Raw genomic sequence first — 19,082 nt, forward strand, 5'->3', positions numbered from 1 at the left:
TTTTAAACCGACCTAATCTCACTCTTTCGGTGCAGGCGGTTCGATCTGTTCTTTCCAACCGCATTCTTTTTGCGGGCAGACTTTTTCGACGCCCCAGCGTTTGGTGGTTTTGATGGTTAAAACCGGCCATGCACATTTCGGACAAGTTTCTGCAATGGGCGGATTCCATGTGGCGTAGTTGCAATCCGGATAAGTGCTGCAACTGTAAAACAGTTTGCCGTAGCGGGATTTGCGCTCGACGAGGTTGCCTTTTTTGCATTGCGGGCACTGGACGCCGGTATCTTTAGGTTTTTCCAGCGGTTCAACGTGTTTACATTTCGGGTAGTTGGCGCAACCGATGAATTTGCTGCCGGTACGGCTGTATTTGTACACTAGGCGACCGCCGCATTTAGGGCATTCGCGTCCGTCGAGTTCGGCTTGCTCTGCTTCAGCTTTGGCGATGCGCTCGGCGGCTTCTTCGGCGGTTTCGTTAACGTTGCGCGTGTAGCTGCACTCAGGATAACCGGCACACGCGACGAAACGACCCATTTTGCCGAATTTGATTTGCAGTTTGTGTTCGCCGCATTTCGGACAGGTTTCGTCGAGTTCCTGCGTGGTAAATTTGGCGCGTTCGATGCCCTCTTTTTCTTCCACTTGCTTGATAAACGGCTTCCAGAATTTATCCATAACAGGAATCCATTGGCGTTTGCCGTTGGCAATTTCATCAAGCTGGTCTTCAAGTTTGGCGGTAAAGTGGTAATCAACATATTGGGCGAAGTGTTCGGTCAAGAATTTATTGACGATGTCGCCTGTGTCGGTAGGCATGAAGCGTTTTTGCTCAAGGGTAACGTATTCGCGGTCTTTGAGCGTGGAAATAATACTGGCGTAGGTTGAAGGGCGGCCTATACCGTATTCTTCAAGGGCTTTAACCAGTGTGGCTTCGTTGTAGCGCGGCGGCGGAGTGGTGAAGTGTTGTTCGCCGTAAAGTTTGTCCACAGGCAATTTGTCGCCTTCGCTCATTTCGGGCAGTTTTTTGCTGTCTTCACTCTCTTCATCGTCGCTGCTTTCTTCATAAACGCTCAAGAAGCCTGCGAAGGTTTGTACTTGTCCGGTTACGCGGAATACGCCTTTGCCGACGGTAATATCGACGGTGGTTTGGTCGAATTTTGCGGGCGTCATCTGACAGGCGACGGTACGTTGCCAAATCATTTGGTACAGTTTGAACTGATCTGCGCTCAAGAAGGGTTTGACGCTTTCAGGCGTGCGGTACACGGAAGTCGGGCGGATCGCTTCGTGGGCTTCTTGGGCGTTTTTGGATTTGGTTTTGTACTGCTTGGCCGAACTTGGCAGATATTCTTTGCCGATTTTGTTTTCGATGTAATGGCGGACTTCGGTTAACGCTTCATCCGCCAAATTCACGCTGTCGGTACGCATATAGGTAATCAGACCGATGGCACCCTGCCCTACGTCTATACCTTCGTAAAGCTGCTGGGCGGTACGCATAGTGCGGTCGGTGGTGAAGCCGAGTTTGCGCACGGCATCCTGCTGCATGGTTGATGTCGTAAACGGTGCGGCAGGATTGCGGCTGCGCTTTTTCTTTTCAATGGCGGTAACGACGGCCTCTTTGCCTTCGAGTTCTTTCAATACGTCGGCTTGCGCGGCTTCGTTCGGCAGGTCAAACTGTTCGAGTTTCGCGCCATTGTATTGGGCGAGTTTGGCTGTAAACTTACTGCGGCCTTTATGGCTGTCGAGATGTACCGTCCAATATTCCTGCGCTTCAAACGCGCGGATTTCGTTTTCGCGTTCGCAAATCAGGCGCAAAGCGGGACTTTGCACACGACCCGCACTCAAACCGCGGCGGATTTTTTTCCACAACAATGGCGAGAGGTTGAAACCGACCAGATAGTCCAAAGCGCGACGGGCTTGTTGCGCATCGACCAAGTCCATTTCGATTTCGCGTGGATGGGCAACGGCATCGAGCACGGCATTTTTGGTGATTTCGTGGAACACGACACGCTGCGGCTTGATGTTTTTCAGGCCGCGTTTGGATTTGAGGATTTCCAAAAGATGCCAAGAAATGGCTTCGCCTTCCCTATCCGGGTCGGTTGCGAGGTAGATGTTTTCAGCTTCTTTGGCACCGGCAACGATGGCATCGACGTGTTTGCTGTTGCGGCTGATCAGTTGGTATTTCATGGCAAAGCCATTGTCGGGATCGACTGCTCCGCTTTTCGGAACCAAATCGCGGACGTGGCCGTAAGACGCCAAGATTTCAAAATCACCGCCCAGATATTTTTTCAGGGTTTTGGCTTTGGACGGGGATTCGACGATTAATAAGTTTTTCGCCATTGTTGTTCTCTTTTGGATGTATTGGGTTTATGTTTCAGACGGCCTTTATTATTGAGGCCGTCTGAAAAAAGGTTTAGTGCATCACGTTTTGTCCGGTCAACGCACTCATCAAGTCGTCACCAATCAGGACGGGCAACTCGCTCTTGTGCATCCACAACACCAGCAATACCAACACTTTGGCGGTATCGAGGGTGATTTCGTCCGATGGAATGTGCATCAGGGCGTGAATGACGATTTCGCGTTGCTCATAAGTAATTGCGCGTTCGGTAACCAGATACTGCATCAAACCCATGACTTCCTGCGGCAGGTTTTCAGCTTCTTCACGGCAAAACACGCGTAGGGAGTCGCTGTTAAACGGCTCGGCATAGAATTCGGACGTATTGAACAAGACTTCCATCATCATCAATGTATTGCCGATTTCTGTAGCATCAAAACCCGCATCTTCCAAGAGGCGACCCAAATCCTCCGGAGGCGGACAATTGTCGAAATCTTGGAAGTGTTCGATTAAATAGGCAATGACTTCGGTCATGCTGGTTCCTTAAATATAGATAATTTATGCTTTGACACGCTGATAACGGCCGCCCGGTAAGGCGGCAACGATACCGTCAAGTTCGTATTCCAAAAGCTGTGCGTACACGTCTGCCGCTGCCGTATTGGTTTGTTGCGCCAAAATATCGGGATGTATCGGGTCGTAACCCATTGCTTCCAATAAAGCACTTGTTGATGGGGCGGCAGGTAGGTTTTCAGACGGCCTTTGCGGTTCATTCACTATTGTTTTTGGTTGCAGCCGTTTGGTTTGATCGTTTTTCGGTTTGACCGTCTTATTTATAGAATATGATGGAACAGGCGTATTTTGCAATAGCTGCGGACACTCATAGAGAATATCGTCCAAACATTCAACCAATTTTGCCCCGTCTTTAATCAGCTTGTGACAGCCTTTGCTATGCGGATTGTCTATCGAACCGGGCACCGCCATCACTTCGCGCCCCATCTCCGCCGCCAGCTTGGCAGTAATCAATGAGCCGGATTCCAATGCCGCCTCGACCACCAATGTCAGCTGCGATAACGCGGCAATCAGACGGTTGCGGCGCGGAAAGTTGCCTGCAAACGGACGCGTGTCCAAAGGGAACTCGCTGACAATCAAGCCTTTTTCAGCAATTTCATAAGCAAGGTTTTTATTGGACGGCGGATAAATGCGGTCTATACCGGTTCCCCAGACGGCAATGGTACCGCCATCTGCCTGCAATGCGCCCTGATGGGCGGCGGTATCGATACCCGAAGCCATGCCCGATACGACAGGAATGCCTTTTTCACTCAACGCCCTGCCGAAATCTTTGGCAATCCGCATTGCCTGCGGCGTGGCATGGCGGCTACCGACAATCGCGGCAGAAGGTATGTGCAGCAGTTCTGCATTGCCGCGTAAAAACAAGACCGGCGGCGGGGTAATGCCTTGTGTCAGCATTTCAGGGAAATCATCATCTTGCAGCAGCAACAGACGGCAACCGTCCTGCATTTCCCATTTTAAAGCGGCTTCGGCAGACCGCTGCGCCAAAGCCCGTTTGTCCGCATTGCGCCATGACTCGGCCGCCTGTTTATGGCGAACCAACGCGGCAATTGTATCTGCCGGCGCATTCAAGGCTGCTTGTGCGCTACCGAATTGCTGCAACAGCACCAAAAAACTTTCTGCGCCGATATAGGGCGTAAATGCCAGTTGCAACCAAGCAAAACGCTCATTTTCCGTCATCAATCTGTTCCCTTTTTGTAATGGTTGTTCAGACATCCTGAAGTAAATAAAGGCCGTCTGAATATTTTATTGATATAAAACTTCTGTCGGCTTAAAAGGCAAAATAACCATGCCTAGCCATATCATTATTTTTATAAAGTATTGCTTGTCTAAACACACCGTCAAATGACGATGCCGTCTGAAAAACCTGATGGCTTTCAGACGGCCTTTTTTGTGTTTGAACCGATATTGCGCTTATTCTTCGGATTTGTCGGCGCTGCGGCGCGATACGCTGATACCGAGTTGTTTGAGTTTGCGGTAAAGGTGTGTACGCTCCAAACCGACCTTTTGCGCCACGCGGCTCATATTTTGGCCTTCTTGGGCGATATGGTACTCAAAGTAGCGGCGCTCGACTTCTTCCCTCAATTCGCGCAAAGGCATATTGAAATTGAAGCCGCCGATGATTTCTGTCGCCGTCGCATTTTCCTTCTGACCTAAAGCCACGGCAACGGCCTGCTCATTCACTTCTTTGCCGTCAGATTCCAACATGATGTTTTTCACCGTTTCGGCAAGCTGGTCGTAATTGCCCGGCCAATCGTATTGGCGCAAAACCACCAACGCGCTGTCGCTGAATTTTACCGGCTGGATTTTTTGACTTTCGGCCAAATCGGTCATGATGCGGTTGATTAAAAAGACGATATCGTCCGGCTGGCTGCACAAAGAAGGAACATCGATGCGCTCTTTCAACAGCTCCGCCAGTCTGCCGGTAACGACGTCATCGGCGCTCTCACCGCGTTTAAAGCCGCAAGAAGCAATCACACGGACATTGTAGCGGTCGGCTTTTTCCAGCAAGAAAGCAATGCCGTTTTGGATGTTTTTGCTGTAACGGGCAATATCGCCGACATACAAAATGCCGCCTGAAGCCTTTTGCAACAGCTCCATCGGCGTATCGACAATGTGTTCGACACGGTCGGTTGCCACCCAAGGCGTACCGCTTTTGTGCAGATAGCGGGCGACAATCTCAAACGGCGAACCTGCCTCACCGGCAAACAACAGCGGGCGGTTGTGTTTGGCAGCCGCTTCAATGCTGCCGTTCATTTCTTGAATGACGGAACTGTTGCCCAATTTGTCCAAAGTCATACCGGAGACCGTCTGAACTTCGCCATGTTTCAAGGCGCGTTCTACTGCGGACAAGAGTTTTTGCAGGGCAATCGGTTTTTCCAGAAAATCGAGTGCGCCGATTTTGGTGGCTTCAACCGCAGTGTCAATGCTGGCATGGCCGCTCATCATCACCACAGGCATATTGAGTTGGCCGTTTTTCGCCCACTCTTTCAACAAAGTGATGCCGTCGCAATCGGGCATCCAAATATCCAGCAACACCATGGCCGGACGCGTTTGATAACGCAATTGGCGCGCTTCTTCGGCATTTTCGGCCAAAGTGACGGTATAGCCTTCGTCTTGAAGGATTTCGGAGAGCAGGTCGCGGATGCCTACTTCATCATCTACAATCAAAATATCACTGCTTCGCATAAGTTTCTGCCATTTCCGGTAAAGCTATTTTGACGCACGCGCCGCCACTGTTCTGATTGCTCAGGCTGATACGGCCGCCATGCTCCTCGATAATTTTTTTCACAACGGGCAAACCAAGTCCCGTTCCTGTCGGTTTGTCGGTAACGTACGGCTCAAAAGCATTGTGCAGCATTTCTTTGCTGAAACTTTTGCCGTTGTTGCAGACGGTCAGGAAAACCTGTCCGCCTTCGCGCCCTGTTTCGACGTTTACTTGCGGCGTTTCGTCCGACTCTGCCGCTTCTGCGGCATTCTTAAATAAGTTATGCAACACTTGGCGCATCGCCGTCGTATCGGCAACAATCGGCAAGGTGTCGGCGCTGAGCCGCGCATTAAACTTGCACACGCCGGCCTCATATAATACCAATACTTCCGACACCAAACCGTTTAAATTTTGTTTTTCTAAATTCAGCGACGGCGCACGCGCATAGTTGCGGAACGCTTCGACCATTTCTTTCAGCGCGGCCACCTGTTTGACGATGGTATCGGTTGAACGGCTGAGGATTTGGGCGTCTTGTTCATCAAGTTTATCATGCAATTTCCATGCCAATCTCTCGGCGGAAAGCTGGATAGGCGTAAGCGGATTGCGGATTTCGTGCGCCAAACGTTTCGCTACTTCGCCCCATGCGGCCTCTTTTTGCGCCCGAATCAAGACGGTAATGTCATCAATCACCATCACCACGCCGTTATCGTTGTCTTCCGGCAGGATGGTGGCCTTACCCAACAAAATTCGGGCATCATCGGGCGCGGCGTATTCGACTTGGACGGGTTTGTCGCTGTCGGCGGTTTCATTAATGGCGGTAAATACATCGGCCAACAGGGTTTGCTGCGGCGATTTGCCGTGCCATTGATGCCAGTTGCTGCCCCACAAAGATACCAGCGAAACACCCAAAATCTGTTCGGCGGCCTTGTTAAAGGTTTTCAGACGGCCATCGGCATCCAAAGTAATCACGCCTGTGGTCAAACTTTCCAAAACGCATTCCAAATAATGGCGGGCGGCTTCTTCGCGCAAACGGTTGCGCTCGTCTGCCTCTTTGGCAATCGCCAATTGCTCGGTCATGTGGTTGAACAATTGGGTCAAACGGCCGAACTCGTCATTGCGGAATACTGGCCGGGTCTGGCTGAAGTCACCCTGAGCCACCGCCCGCGCACCCTCTGCCAACGACAACACCGGCGCCACAAAACGGCGGGCAAAATACAAAGCCATAACCAGCGCCAAAAAAATGGCCAACAATGTCGCGACCAACAGCGTGGACAGGAAAAAGGTTTGCAGGCCTTTTTTGGTATAACTTAGCTCGGCGTATTTGGCGCGGGCCGCTTCAATCAGCGTCGCATCTTGGGCAACATCTTTCGGAATCGGCTGCCGGAAAAACAACGCATAATCCTGATTTTTATGCGTACCGATCAGCATCCAGCCTTGAGCATACAGCACGCCGCCGATGTTTTCCAAGCTGCGTACCGAGCCTGTCTGCTCCAGCTGCTCCCATCCTTCTTTGTTGAGTTCGGGTTGATTTAGTTTCAGGGGATTGATGCTTTTCTCGGCTTTATGGGTGGTCGCGTTATAAAGCGCCAGCTGGGCAAAGTCGGCAGTAAGCGCCGATTTTGCCAGCGTCTGCCCTAAATTGCCGTCCAGTGAAGCGGCACTGATTAAGTCGATTTGCACCGGCGTGGCGTTGCTGACAGCGTTGTCCACCGCCAAGCTCAGCGCGGATTTGCTCAAGTTTAAGCTGCGCTCTAGAGCCTCATGGGTATCGTTGCCAAACCAAGAATTAATCGTACCGTTAATAAACTGGGCGGAAATACCGAACAAAAATACGCCCGGCAATACGGCAACCAAGGTAAACATCCCCGACAGCCGACGCGCAATCTGCGAACCGAACACGCTTTTGCTGTTGTCGCGTATCAAAAGCACGACATAGCGCACCAACACCGCCGCCAACACCAGCAACAGCAAGCCGCACAAGGCGACAATCCACCAGAAATAATCAGACAATACGTTGCTGCTGCCCGTTGCAACAGTCAGACCGTACAACAAAACAACAGCGAATACGGCGGCAATCAGAAGAAAGCGGCGCATGGTTTACTCCTGCACGACCGACAAAGACTTCCAACCGGAATCCAAATGCCAGTTTTTAGACGTCAGGGCATTGATTTGGAACGGTTTGGGCAGCTTGGCGGTTGTCAGCAGCAGGCGGATTTCAGCCTTCGTGTCTTTGGCGGCCACATCACTCAACGCACCCTTGGACAAAACCTTCCAATTCACGACCGCGCCCACTGCACGCAAGGCAGTCTCAAGCGTGTCGTACTCGGTAGAAAACGTACCAACGGTAACGCGATAGCGGTTGGTCAGTGGATGGAAGGACAATTTGTATTGAATCGTGCTGTCGTTGTTGAGCAGCTGGTCGAACTTGAATTTATAAGACGACATAGACGGCGCTGACAGCTGCCAACTCAAATTGAAATGCAGGGGGACGCCCTGTTTGAGTGCTTCTTTAAGCTGGTCGGGCAGATCGGTGCGGAAACGGCTGCTGACGGAAAGCTGTCCGGCATGGGTCAGCTTTGCCTCGGCACGGGTCGCACTGATGCCCTCGCCCGCCGCATTCAACGACACGGCAAGCAAGAGCGGTACAATCAGCGTTTTACTGCTTTTTAATAAGCGCGTAATAAAAGCCATCTTGATGTTTGTTCGGTAAAAGCACATGCGATTCGATCAACTCGGCATCGGCGTGGCGGTTGAGGAATTTTTGCAACTGAACGTCGTTTTCTTCGACGAACACCGAGCAGGTAGCAAGCAGCATTCTGCCGTTTTTCGTCAGGACTTGCCAAAACGCGTCCAGCAATGCCTCCTGCTGACGGGCGGTTTTGGCAGCATCGGTCGGGCGGCGCAGCCATTTCACGTCGGGATTGCGCCGCGCCACACCCGAAGCGGTACACGGCACGTCGGCAAGGATGGCGTCGAAAGGCTTTCCATCATACCATGCCGCCAAGTCCTGCGCATCGGCGCAAGTCAGAGCGGTCGTCTGAAACCCCAAACGGTCAATATTGTCCTTCACTCTTTTCAGACGACCTTCGTCGATATCCAAAGCGGTAACATGACAATCCGCCAGTTCCAACATATGCCCTGTTTTCCCGCCCGGCGCGGCGCAGGCATCCAAAATCCGTTCGCCGTCTTTAGGGTTTAACAGATACGCCGCCTGCTGCGCGCCGAAATCCTGCACCGACACCAGGCCGTCTGAAAAGCCGGGCAGGCGGCTCACCGGCACGGCTTCTTCCAACGTAACCGCATATTCGTCCAACGCCCTGGCCGGTATACCTTCCGCAGCCAGTTTTTCCAAATAGCTTTCGGCATTGCCGTGTCGGCGATTGACGCGCAAAGTCATCGGCGGATGCGATTGCAGCGCGGTGGTAATGTTGTGCCAATGTTTCGGATAATGGTTTCTCAAGTAAGCCACCCACCACAGCGGCAAATTGTGTTTCGCCACATCGTCTTTTTTGCAGGAAGCCGCGAGCTTGTCGCGTTCACGCAAAAAGCGGCGCAAAATCGCGTTGGCAAACGAGCGAAACTGGCCGCGGCCGATTTTGGCAATGCTTTCCACCGCCTCATTGACCACAGCATGAGGCGCATTGCGCGTGTAATGCAGTTGGTACATCGCCGCCAAAAGCAGGCTTTCAAGCTGCGGATTGTCAATCGGCTTCTTCAGCATTTGACCAAGCATGTGCTTCAAACTGCCCAAATAACGTTGGCAACCGTAGGCAATATCCTGCAACGCGCCGTTTTCCTGAGCCGTCAGATGCGGATGCGCCGCGCGGATTTCCGCCAAGACATCCTGAAGATTGCGCCCTTCGGCAACCGCGGCAACGCTGTCAGCAGCCAGTTTTTGGGCGAGGGACATACTCATATTTTTGCTTTCTGATTCATATTTGATTTCAAGTGTTCGGAGGATTTCAGACGGCCTGTTCGGCTGCCAACAATGCCCGATAATATTCGGCATCTGTTTTGGAAAAACAGCAAAAGATGATTTTTTCCACTGCCGGACATTGCGGCAGGGTTTGTTTCAAACTCTCCAAAGCGATACGCGTGGCGGCTTCGGCCGAGAAGCGGTACACACCGGTGCTGATGCACGGAAAGGCGATGCTGTGGAGATCGTGTTTCTGGGCAAGCAGCAAGGAATTGGCGTAGGATTGTGCCAATTTGGCCTCTTCATTTTGCTGTCCGCCAAACCATACCGGCCCGACCGTATGGATGACATAACGCGCAGGCAAACGATAGCCTTTGGTTATTTTGGCTTCGCCTGTGCGGCAACCGCCCAAAGTGCGGCACTCGTCCAGCAGCTCTTTGCCCGCGGCGCGGTGTATCGCACCGTCTACGCCGCCACCGCCCAACAGCGATGAATTAGCAGCATTGACAATCGCATCGACTGCCAATCGGGTAATATCGCCTTCGATCACTTCAAAAACAGCCATTGTTTTCTTTCCTCTACGTTGATTTCCAGCCTGTTACAAAACCGTTCCGACTTCAATCGTCCGACCTGCCGCAAATGCCTGTATGCTCATGCGTTTACTGCCGGAAGGCTGCAATTCGGTGATGTTCAGCGCATTTTCACCGCACGCCACCAACAGGCCGTTTGAAGTGCAGGACAATACTTCGCCTGCCTTACCCTGTTTGGCCACCACTTCGGCTCGCCAGATTTTCATCGGTTTGTCTTGATATTCGACCCACGCGGCAGGAACGGGGTTAAAGGCGCGGATTTTGCGTTCGATAATGTCTGCGCTTTCATTCCAATCAATACGCGCTTCTTCTTTGCTCAATTTCTGGGCGTAGGTAACACCTTCTTCAGGCTGTTTGACCGCGTTCAGACGGCCTTCAGCCTGCAGACGCTGCAAGTCGGCAACAATCGCTTCCGCACCTAAACCCATCAGCGCGTCATGCACTTCGTTGGCGGTATCCGTAGGTTGGATGGCGTAGCGGTGTTCGCTGACTACATCGCCGGTGTCCAAGCCGATGTCCATCTGCATGATGCACACACCGGTTTCGGCATCGCCGGCTTCAATCGCACGTTGAATCGGTGCCGCGCCGCGCCAACGGGGCAACAGCGAAGCGTGGATATTGAGGCAGCCGTGTTTGGGCGTATCCAACACATCCTGCGGCAAAATCAAACCATATGCGGCCACCACCATCACATCCGCGCCTGTATCTTTGAGCATTTGCAGGGCTTCGGCGTTATTGCGCAACTTTTCCGGCTGTGCCACGGTCAAACCCAATTCCAAGGCAGCCTGTTTGACCGGCGATGCGGTCAACTGCATGCCGCGGCCTTTGGGGCGGTCGGGCTGGGTCAACACCAGCGGAATTTCAAAACCTGCGGCGGCGATGGCTTTCAAGGCGGCGGCAGCAAAATCGGGCGTACCGGCAAAGATGACTTTCATGTTGTGTCCTTGTGGAAATGGTTTGAATGGGCGCGTAGGGCAAACTGTTTCAGCTGAAAAGGCCGTCTGAAAGATTGAAAACCGAAGTCTGCCTTCTGTTTTGTCTTTTCAGACGGCCTTTAAGCAATGCGCAGGTCAGATGGTGTGTTTCTGACGTTTTTTCAGTTTGGTTTTGATGCGGCCTTGTTTCAGCTGCGACAGGTGTTCGACAAACACGATGCCCATCAGGTGGTCCAATTCGTGCTGCACGCAGATTGCCAGCAGGCCGTCTGCTTCCAGCGTGAATTTCTCGCCTTTTTCGTTCAAGGCTTCAACTTTGACGCGCTCGGCACGGGTCACGGTATCGTAAATGCCCGGCACGGAAAGGCAGCCTTCTTCATAAGTCGTCTCGCCGTCTTTTTCGACAATGACAGGATTGATGAACACGCGCGGCTCGCTGCGGTCTTCGGTTAAATCCATCACGACAATGCGCTCGTGTACGTCGACCTGAGTGGCTGCCAAGCCGATACCGCGTGCTTCGTACATGGTTTCAAACATATCGGCAATCAATTTTTGGATGCGCTCGTCGATTTTTTCAACAGGTTTGGCGACCGTGTGCAAACGCTCGTCAGGGTATTGGAGGATGTTCAGTAAAGCCATAATATTCTCGTTTTATAAAGCTGATGTGTGATTTTCATACAGATTTGGTTTCCGCCGCCACAATCTCCTGTCATGACAGCAACATTCAATGCTAAAATAACGCCGAAAAATGTTAAGATAGCGCGACGGAGGCCGTTCGTTATCGTATTGATGAATGGGCGGCAGTTTCGCAAACTCCAGCCTTCTCTGTTTATCATCTGAAGACAAACCGAATCGATTTCAAGGGGAACGGTTATGCAACAACGTATTATAACCCTGCTTTGCATGGCAGGCATGGCTATTTCTGCCCACACTCAGGCAGCTTCTTTAAAAATCCGCCCCAATGCGCCGCAACGCTACGTCGTTAAAAACGGCGATACCTTGTGGGGTATTTCCGGCAAATATCTGTACAGCCCATGGCAATGGAACCGCCTTTGGGGCGCCAACCGCAACGCCATCCGCAATCCGCATCTGATCTATCCGGGCCAGGTGTTGGTTTTACGCTACGTCAACGGCCAGCCGCGACTGGGTTTTGAACATGCCCAAACCCGTTCAGACGGCATTCCCGTGATCAAACTGCATCCGCGCGTACGCGAAACTTCCGGCTACGGCATTCCGACCGTCAACGTCAATCTCTACCGCATGTTCATGAAACATCCGCAGATTATCGCTCCGGAAGAAACCGCCAACGCGCCGCGCCTGATTGCCGGCCCCGACAACCGCGTCCTCTACACCCAAGGCAACCGCGTGTACGCATACGGCCTGACCGAACCCGGCCGCTACCTGACCTACCGCGTCAATAAAAACATCACTGATCCGGAAACCGGCAAATTCCTCGGCCAAGAAGTCGTGTTCAGCGGCATCGCCAACACGCTGCCTTACACCCAAGTCAACAAAGCCATGAAGCTGCGCACCCAATCCGCGCAACCTTTGGTTATCGAAGAAGCCGTTTCCGAAATCCGCAAAGACGACTATCTGCTGAAACTGCCCGAAGGCCTCGACAGCTTCAATGTTATGCCTCACGCCCCTGCCCGTCCGATTCAGGCCAAAGTCGTTTCCATCTTCGACGGCGTGGGCGAAGCCGGCCAGTTCCAAACCATTACTTTGGACAAAGGCGAACTCGACGGCTTGGACAAAGGCACTGTGGTCAGCCTCTACAAACGCGGCCGCCAAGTCCGTGTCAATCCGTCCAACAACCTGATTCGCAAGCCGAAAGACAAAGATACGGTTGAGTTGGTTTCCATTCCGGCGGAAGAAATCGGCTTGGCAATGGTGTACCGCACATCCGACCATCTGGCATCCGCCATTATTTTGGAAAGTCTGAACAGCGTTTCCATCGGCGATACCGCCTCCGAACCCGGCCGCGATTTGGACAATATGGCCGATGAAAAAACCATGGATAAACCGGCTGAAGACGAACAAGAAAGAGAAATCGAACTGGAAGTCCGCAGCTGATTGAGCTTTCTTAGCAGCCATGCGGCAAATAAGGCCGTCTGAAAACCTATTTTTCAGACGGCCTTTTGATTGCTGCCCATCAGCATAAATAAAATCTGTAACACGTTGCTTAAAGCGCAAACAACATCTTATTTCTCAAGCCGGTAATCGGCTATTCCCTTTTCTATCGTTTTTCCGTTCTGCCATTCCAATCAGAAATATGAAAAGCCCAGCACGCTATTTATTGGCTGTTGATTGTTCCATCTATTCCTGCCAATCAAAAAGGCCGTCTGAAGATTTCAGACGGCCTTTTTATCCACAACTCAAATCCGATTATTTGAATTTGTAAGTGTATTGCAAGCCCAAGATGTCCGCTTTATTTTTGAAGCGGGCAGAGGATGCACCGCGGCTGTCTACGTCGTTGCCGCTGGCTTTGCCGGTGCGGTAAACCGTGTCATTGATGTGGATATGGCTGTACGCCGCATCGATAACATGGTTTTTACCCAGTTGATATTTAGCACCAACGGAGAACCAGATACGGTTGCCGTCAGGCAGGCTGTTCATGCGGTCTTCGGCGCTTTTAACCGGTGATTTGTCGAAAGCGATACCGGCACGCAGTTGCAATGGTTCGGTAACTTGGTAAGAGCCGCCGAATGCGACTTTATAAGTGTTGCGCCAGTTAGGCGTGATGACGGTACGGTTAGATTTGCCGTTGACAACGTTTTTGGTGTTTTCAAACACCAGCTCGGCTTTGTTAAAGCGGCTGTGGCGCGTCCAAGTCACATCGCCGAACAAATTGGTTTTGTCGGTAGCGCGGTACATACCGTGAACAGACAAAGACTCAGGCGTGACGATTTTTACGCTGGCTTTTTCGTTCGGCACATAACCGCGTGCAGCCATTGCACCCAAGTCCCAAGCACGTTTTGCATATGCGCCGTCCGCTTCCCAATCGGCAGTGCCTTTCAGCGTATGCGATACTTTGGAACGATAGTTCACACCCACGCGTGCGCGGTCGTTGATGTCCCACATCCACGCCAGTTGATAGCCGAAGCCCCAATCATGGCCTTTTACATCGGCATGACCATCAGCCTTGCCGGTCGCATCGACAGCAATAGGACGGCCTGCTTGACGGGAAGCCAAGCCGCTGGCCAACTGGCTGATGGCGCCGGAAGCATCCCAGTCGGAGTATTTGCGCAATTCGGCTTTTGAATATTGGGCAATCAAACCGGCACCGACAGCGTGCTGCTCATTCAGTTTCCACGCGACTACCGGCTCGATGGCGATGGTGGTCAAACCCAGTTTGTTGATGTTATGGCGCAAGACGGAATCTTTTTCGTATTCAGTTGCAGAGCCGAAAGGAACATATACACCCAAACCCAAAGTCACATCGTCGCTGGCTTTGTACGCACCATAGACGTGCGGAGCAACGGTGGTTTCGGTAATTTTGCCGCTGGTCGAGCCGCTGACATCGGCACCCGTACGGAAGTGTTTCGCAGATTCCGCTTCATAATGAATGCTTGGGAAAACGATATTGGCGTTGACGGAAATTTGGCTGCTGTCAAGTTTGGTCAGGCCGGCCGGGTTGTAGAAAATGGTTGATGCATCGGCGGCTTCGGCGGCGGCGGCGTTGGCCGTGCCTTGAGCGTTAACGGATTGTGTGCCGAAGTGGTAACCGGAAGCTTGGACAGCGGTAGATAAAAGTGCTGTGCTTAAAATAAATGCTGTTTTTTTCAGATTGAAATGAATCATTTTGGTTTACCGTGAAAGTAGCGGACAAAGAAAAAGGCCGTCTGAAACGTCCTTTATTGATTTAGTATAGGTACTCAATTCTATACTACATCGTTATTCTTGCCTATTATTTTCGGTTTTTTACGGTATTATGTAGCAGTTGCACAAAGATTTAACCGATTAAAAACCTTAAAATCCCTATTGAAATTTTAACTCGATAGGGATTTTTATTATGGCGCAAAAGTTGCTGAAATACGAGTTAGTGGAACGCCTGTTAAAGCTAAAAGAAAAGCAAGATGAGCTGACGGTGCAAATGCAGTGTTTGTCACAAGAGATTAACGCATTAGCTCAACCTTATATACCGAAAGAACCAAAACCGCAGCCCTTGATTACGATGCGATTAGTCGCTCAAGTCTTACGTGAAAATCCTGATTGGATGTTTTGTGGGGAGATTGCTGAAAAGAGCTTAGCATTGTTGGGAAAACCACAATTTGTTGATATGGACGATAAACACTATAAGACAGTCAATCGAATACTGGTTAAATTGTGTAAAAGAGGAATCGTTGAAAGTGGATTGAAGTTTTGGCGGTTAAAGCCATTAAAATAGCGGTAGAAATACCGCTATTTTTGTTTCAGTCGCCATTTGACATCGGTTACGCCTCTTTCTAGTCGTTCTACTACGCCTTTTGTCAGCCAATGTTTTAACGCGCCACGCACCGAAACCATATGCTTCGGACGAACGATAGGGTCTTGTCTGTCTTTTATTAAGACAATCTCAGTAATTTCATTGACCGTGAAATAATGGTCGGGTTGAGCTTTAAGTACCGCTAAGACCATTGGTCTTAATTTCCCACGGAATCTATGTTTGTAGGTTCGATATGAATAAACCTCAGTATCGTATTCATCGGTTAAGGCTTCATCTTCCATCACTTCAAGAGCATCGTTGAGTTTTTTGATTTTTCGTTCAACTAATTCAAGATGTTCTAGTACCTGTGTTCGTTCACGCTGCAAGCGGTCGATTTTAGCCTGAATTTGGCTAAAGTAGATTTTATTTCCCATTACATTATCAACCTTTCTGCTTGTCTATGATTACCCTGCCAAGCCAAAAGTGTAAACAACACTGTTGATTTCTACACCTATCTTTGAGTGAGAAAAGAGTATAGAATAGGTTACATTTTTGTGAAACTTTTGTGCACATTTAATTGTCCGCACGGGAATTGCAAAAAAGTATAAAAGTATCAGATTGGTGTGATTGTTTATTTATTAAAGTGTGTTTTTAGCATTTTCTTAAATGAGCAGCGCACTTAGGTTAGATAAATGTATATACAGTAAGGAGATTCACTGTTATGAATAAAATATACAAGATCGTTTGGAACGCGGCCCAGGAGGCTTGGGTTGCCGTATCTGAACTTGCCAAGGGGCATGTAAAAGCCTCTTCTTCAGGCAAAAATGCTAAGCAAAGTACGGTGGTGGAGGAAGAAGGAAGTACCTCTTTTACACTGTATAGCTTAGGTAAAGCGGCTGCAAATGCCATGGTGATTGGTGGCGTTGCGGTAACCTTATTCAGTTTAAGTCAAACGGCTCAAGCCGCTGACAAGCATGAGACACCTGTTGTCGCTCAGCAAGGGACGAGAGAGAAAGCTCAAGGCCAAGAACCTAATGCATTGCTTGCTTTGGGCAATGACACTTATGCGGGAGGGCGTTCTACTGTTGTTATTGGGGAGTCCTCTAGGCTTAATGGTACGGTTGCTATGGCTCTTGGTAACGGCATTAATATTGATCACGGTATTGCTCCGCAATCTGTGTTTTTGGGGAAATCTATTGATGATAGATATAACCAGGATAAACCGAGAGGCAAAAAACAAAGTCAGTATGTAAAGTCACAAGTTATTGGTAGTGATATCTACTTTGGTGGCCTCACAAATAATAAAGTGGACGGTCTTAATCAAGCTACTCTTATGGGTAATAACATTAAACATTTGTCAGAGGAGCAATCTAACTCTATGATGACTGCCTCTAATTTTGTTTTTAGAGGCATTAAAGCTCAGGATAGTGCAGTGAATGGTCATGGCATTACTGTAAACCTTAATAGCTCTGCTAAGCGTGCTGTGTTGAATCGTTCAAGTATTACCGGTACCAATATTAATATCAATTCTACTGGAGATATCAATGAGATGTTGGTTTCCGGTACTACGATTAGCGTAACCAGACAAAACAATGCTCTTGGAGGGGCCTTAGTTGGTAACAATATCAACTTTGATAGCACAGGTGCAACTGTAAATACAGAGAAGGTTAACTATGTTGGTCAAGATATCAATGTAACAGCCTCATCAACATCTAACCCATTATTTGGTCAAGGAATTGCACTTCATAATTCTAATCTTAGTGGTGCTCCAACCTTCGGTCAGAATATCAAATCAAGCAATTCAGCAATTTCAAACACGTTAACACAAGGTTATAACACTACCTTTAACGGAGCTACGGTAAATGATTCGGTTCTTACAGTGAATAACGCCACTATAACCGGTCGTTTGACTAATGCGACATTAATGGGGCGTGATATTAACACCAGCGGCAATGTTGCTGATACTCAAGTTGTGGGTAACAGAAATACTGTAACAGCTTCGAACACCCAAGTATTGGGCAGCGGCATTACCGCGAATGTCAATAACTCTGTATATTTGGGCGATGGTTCAGAAGTTGAAGCGAAAGGTGTTGGTGAAAAGGTAGCTATAAATATTAAAACGGAGGGGCGTACTGCAGGGACTTCTGATTACCTTGAGCAGTTAATACACGATGGCACACGAGCCAGATTTGCGGGTGGTACTGGTGTTTCGGGGGCTGTTACGGTTGGTAATGCAACGAATACTCGTCGAATTCAACATGTGGCTCCAGGGTACTATGATGCAAATTCTACCGATGCAGTGAATGGTTCTCAGTTATACGCTGTTGGGCAGTCGGCAGGTAACGCGTACTTTAAAGCAGTTGAAGCGGCGAAAGCAGCGAAGGCGGCAGATGATAAAGCGGTTGCAGCACAAGCACGCGCAGATGCAGCGCATAGCTTAGCAACTACGGCAAATACAGCAGCCAATAACGCATTAAATAAAGCGAATGCAGCGGATGCTAAGGCTGTATCAGCACAAGCAGATGCGACAAAAGCGAAATCAGACGCAGCAGCAGCGAAGAACGATGCAGGTCAAGCTTTAACGAAAGCAGGTGAAGCTAAGACAGCGGCAGCTGCGGCAGACACTAAAGCGGGTCAAGCTTTAACGAAAGCAGGCGAAGCAGCACAAGCGGCAGCGGCAGCAGATACCAAAGCGGGTGAAGCTAAGACAGCGGCAGCTGCGGCAGACACTAAAGCGGGTCAAGCTAAGACAGCGGCAGCTGCGGCAGACACTAAAGCGGGTCAAGCTTTAACGAAAGCAGGCGAAGCAGCACAAGCGGCAGCGGCAGCAGATACCAAAGCGGGTAAAGCACAAAAACGAGCAGACGATGCTTACAATTTAGCAAGTCAAGCAGATACCAAAGCTGATGGTGCGGTAGCGAAAGCTGAAGCGGCAGATGCTAAAGCGGTAGCAGCTGATACTAAAGCCGGTAAAGCGGCAACAGATGCAGCAGATGCATTAGCGAAAGCAGGCGAAGCTAAAGATGCAGCGAAAGCAGCAGACGATAAAGCTGTAGCGGCAGATGCTAAAGCAGTAGCGGCAGATACCAAAGCTGATGGTGCGGTAGCGAAAGCTGAAGCGGCAGATGCTAAAGCGGTAGCAGCTGATACCAAAGCTGATGGTGCGGTAGCGAAAGCTGAAGCGGCAGATGCTAAAGCAGTAGCGGCAGATACCAAAGCGGGTGAAGCTAAGACAGCGGCAGCTGCGGCAGACACCAAAGCAGGTGAAGCTAAAGATGCAGCGAAAGCGGCGGATGATAAAGCAGTCGCAGCTAAAGGCCGTGCAGACGATGCTTACAATTTAGCAAGTCAAGCAGATACCAAAGCTGATGGTGCGGTAGCGAAAGCTGAAGCGGCAGATGCTAAAGCGGTAGCGGCAGATACCAAAGCGGGTGAAGCTAAGACAGCGGCAGCTGCGGCAGACACCAAAGCAGGTGAAGCTAAAGATGCAGCGAAAGCGGCGGATGATAAAGCAGTCGCAGCTAAAGGCCGTGCAGACGATGCTTACAATTTAGCAAGTCAAGCAGATACCAAAGCTGATGGTGCGGTAGCGAAAGCTGAAGCGGCAGATGCTAAAGCGGTAGCGGCAGATACCAAAGC

14 protein-coding genes and 2 pseudogenes are annotated in these 19,082 nt (G+C 50.3%); 3 read left to right on the top strand and 13 right to left on the bottom strand.

What is annotated here, in order from left to right:
- Nucleotides 1-18: 18 nt before the first annotated feature.
- The 11 genes and pseudogenes from topA to def form a co-directional block, all read right to left on the bottom strand.
- The gene (gene topA, locus ACTHSQ_RS08310; protein WP_440371692.1) at nt 19-2,325 is read right to left on the bottom strand and encodes a type I DNA topoisomerase; all 2,307 of its coding nucleotides are present in this window, start codon (nt 2,323-2,325) and stop codon (nt 19-21) included.
- Between the two features lie 73 nt (nt 2,326-2,398).
- Nucleotides 2,399-2,854, bottom strand: a complete 456-nt coding sequence (locus ACTHSQ_RS08315) for a DUF494 family protein (RefSeq protein WP_150538139.1) — start codon at nt 2,852-2,854, stop codon at nt 2,399-2,401.
- Nucleotides 2,855-2,878: 24 nt separating this feature from the next.
- Nucleotides 2,879-3,079 (bottom strand): annotated as a pseudogene (locus ACTHSQ_RS08320) (DNA-processing protein DprA); the annotation flags it as partial.
- 59 nt (nt 3,080-3,138) lie between these two features.
- Nucleotides 3,139-4,069 (bottom strand): annotated as a pseudogene (dprA, locus tag ACTHSQ_RS08325) (DNA-processing protein DprA); the annotation flags it as partial.
- A 234-nt stretch (nt 4,070-4,303) separates the two neighbouring features.
- Complete coding sequence (locus tag ACTHSQ_RS08330; RefSeq protein ID WP_440371693.1) at nt 4,304-5,578, bottom strand: sigma-54-dependent transcriptional regulator; 1,275 nt, start codon at nt 5,576-5,578, stop codon at nt 4,304-4,306.
- Complete coding sequence (locus tag ACTHSQ_RS08335; protein WP_440371694.1) at nt 5,565-7,691, bottom strand: ATP-binding protein; 2,127 nt, start codon at nt 7,689-7,691, stop codon at nt 5,565-5,567. The genes ACTHSQ_RS08330 and ACTHSQ_RS08335 overlap by 14 nt, the downstream gene beginning before the upstream one ends.
- Before the next feature lie 3 nt (nt 7,692-7,694).
- Entirely contained in the window at nt 7,695-8,288 is a 594-nt protein-coding gene (locus ACTHSQ_RS08340; protein ID WP_003686233.1) for a DUF4390 domain-containing protein, read from the bottom strand.
- Entirely contained in the window at nt 8,254-9,513 is a 1,260-nt protein-coding gene (rsmB, locus tag ACTHSQ_RS08345) for a 16S rRNA (cytosine(967)-C(5))-methyltransferase RsmB (RefSeq protein WP_440371695.1), read from the bottom strand. Before rsmB ends, ACTHSQ_RS08340 begins: the two co-directional genes overlap by 35 nt.
- A 46-nt stretch (nt 9,514-9,559) precedes the next feature.
- The gene (locus ACTHSQ_RS08350; protein WP_440371696.1) at nt 9,560-10,078 is read right to left on the bottom strand and encodes an O-acetyl-ADP-ribose deacetylase; all 519 of its coding nucleotides are present in this window, start codon (nt 10,076-10,078) and stop codon (nt 9,560-9,562) included.
- Between the two features lie 33 nt (nt 10,079-10,111).
- Nucleotides 10,112-11,038: a methionyl-tRNA formyltransferase gene (gene fmt / locus ACTHSQ_RS08355; RefSeq protein WP_070631416.1), complete on the bottom strand. Its 927-nt coding sequence runs from the start codon at nt 11,036-11,038 to the stop codon at nt 10,112-10,114.
- 135 nt (nt 11,039-11,173) lie between these two features.
- Entirely contained in the window at nt 11,174-11,677 is a 504-nt protein-coding gene (def, locus tag ACTHSQ_RS08360) for a peptide deformylase (protein ID WP_440371697.1), read from the bottom strand.
- 234 nt (nt 11,678-11,911) lie between these two features.
- Between def and ACTHSQ_RS08365 the strand changes: the two genes are divergently transcribed.
- Entirely contained in the window at nt 11,912-13,111 is a 1,200-nt protein-coding gene (locus ACTHSQ_RS08365) for a LysM peptidoglycan-binding domain-containing protein (RefSeq protein ID WP_440371698.1), read from the top strand.
- Between the two features lie 312 nt (nt 13,112-13,423).
- Here ACTHSQ_RS08365 and ACTHSQ_RS08370 read toward each other — a convergent pair whose 3' ends face one another.
- A complete protein-coding gene (locus ACTHSQ_RS08370; protein WP_440371699.1) occupies nt 13,424-14,839 on the bottom strand; it encodes an OmpP1/FadL family transporter in 1,416 nt (471 codons plus the stop codon).
- 211 nt (nt 14,840-15,050) lie between these two features.
- Here ACTHSQ_RS08370 and ACTHSQ_RS08375 point away from each other — a divergent pair, with 211 nt between their 5' ends.
- Nucleotides 15,051-15,425 carry a hypothetical protein gene (locus tag ACTHSQ_RS08375; protein WP_440371700.1) on the top strand — a complete coding sequence of 125 codons (375 nt, stop codon included), beginning with the start codon at nt 15,051-15,053 and terminating at the stop codon, nt 15,423-15,425.
- 14 nt (nt 15,426-15,439) lie between these two features.
- On the opposite strand, the gene ACTHSQ_RS08380 is transcribed toward ACTHSQ_RS08375, so the two are convergent.
- The gene (locus ACTHSQ_RS08380; RefSeq protein ID WP_036473249.1) at nt 15,440-15,877 is read right to left on the bottom strand and encodes a hypothetical protein; all 438 of its coding nucleotides are present in this window, start codon (nt 15,875-15,877) and stop codon (nt 15,440-15,442) included.
- Nucleotides 15,878-16,164: 287 nt separating this feature from the next.
- Here ACTHSQ_RS08380 and ACTHSQ_RS08385 point away from each other — a divergent pair.
- Nucleotides 16,165-19,082 (top strand): ESPR-type extended signal peptide-containing protein (locus tag ACTHSQ_RS08385; protein ID WP_440371701.1); only part of this gene is annotated, 2,918 nt, incomplete at its 3' end.

It is taken from the genome of Neisseria sp. P0009.S008 (genome assembly GCF_051958615.1).
Lineage (GTDB): Bacteria > Pseudomonadota > Gammaproteobacteria > Burkholderiales > Neisseriaceae > Neisseria > Neisseria subflava.

Bases quoted from the DNA above. Each gene is read 5' to 3' on its own strand.
- topA (WP_440371692.1), bottom strand. From the start codon at position 2,325: ATGGCGAAAAACTTATTAATCGTCGAATCCCCGTCCAAAGCCAAAACC.
- ACTHSQ_RS08315 (WP_150538139.1), bottom strand. From the start codon at position 2,854: ATGACCGAAGTCATTGCCTATTTAATCGAACACTTCCAAGATTTCGAC.
- ACTHSQ_RS08330 (WP_440371693.1), bottom strand. From the start codon at position 5,578: ATGCGAAGCAGTGATATTTTGATTGTAGATGATGAAGTAGGCATCCGC.
- ACTHSQ_RS08335 (WP_440371694.1), bottom strand. From the start codon at position 7,691: ATGCGCCGCTTTCTTCTGATTGCCGCCGTATTCGCTGTTGTTTTGTTG.
- ACTHSQ_RS08340 (WP_003686233.1), bottom strand. From the start codon at position 8,288: ATGGCTTTTATTACGCGCTTATTAAAAAGCAGTAAAACGCTGATTGTA.
- rsmB (WP_440371695.1), bottom strand. From the start codon at position 9,513: ATGAGTATGTCCCTCGCCCAAAAACTGGCTGCTGACAGCGTTGCCGCG.
- ACTHSQ_RS08350 (WP_440371696.1), bottom strand. From the start codon at position 10,078: ATGGCTGTTTTTGAAGTGATCGAAGGCGATATTACCCGATTGGCAGTC.
- fmt (WP_070631416.1), bottom strand. From the start codon at position 11,038: ATGAAAGTCATCTTTGCCGGTACGCCCGATTTTGCTGCCGCCGCCTTG.
- def (WP_440371697.1), bottom strand. From the start codon at position 11,677: ATGGCTTTACTGAACATCCTCCAATACCCTGACGAGCGTTTGCACACG.
- ACTHSQ_RS08365 (WP_440371698.1), top strand. From the start codon at position 11,912: ATGCAACAACGTATTATAACCCTGCTTTGCATGGCAGGCATGGCTATT.
- ACTHSQ_RS08370 (WP_440371699.1), bottom strand. From the start codon at position 14,839: ATGATTCATTTCAATCTGAAAAAAACAGCATTTATTTTAAGCACAGCA.
- ACTHSQ_RS08375 (WP_440371700.1), top strand. From the start codon at position 15,051: ATGGCGCAAAAGTTGCTGAAATACGAGTTAGTGGAACGCCTGTTAAAG.
- ACTHSQ_RS08380 (WP_036473249.1), bottom strand. From the start codon at position 15,877: ATGGGAAATAAAATCTACTTTAGCCAAATTCAGGCTAAAATCGACCGC.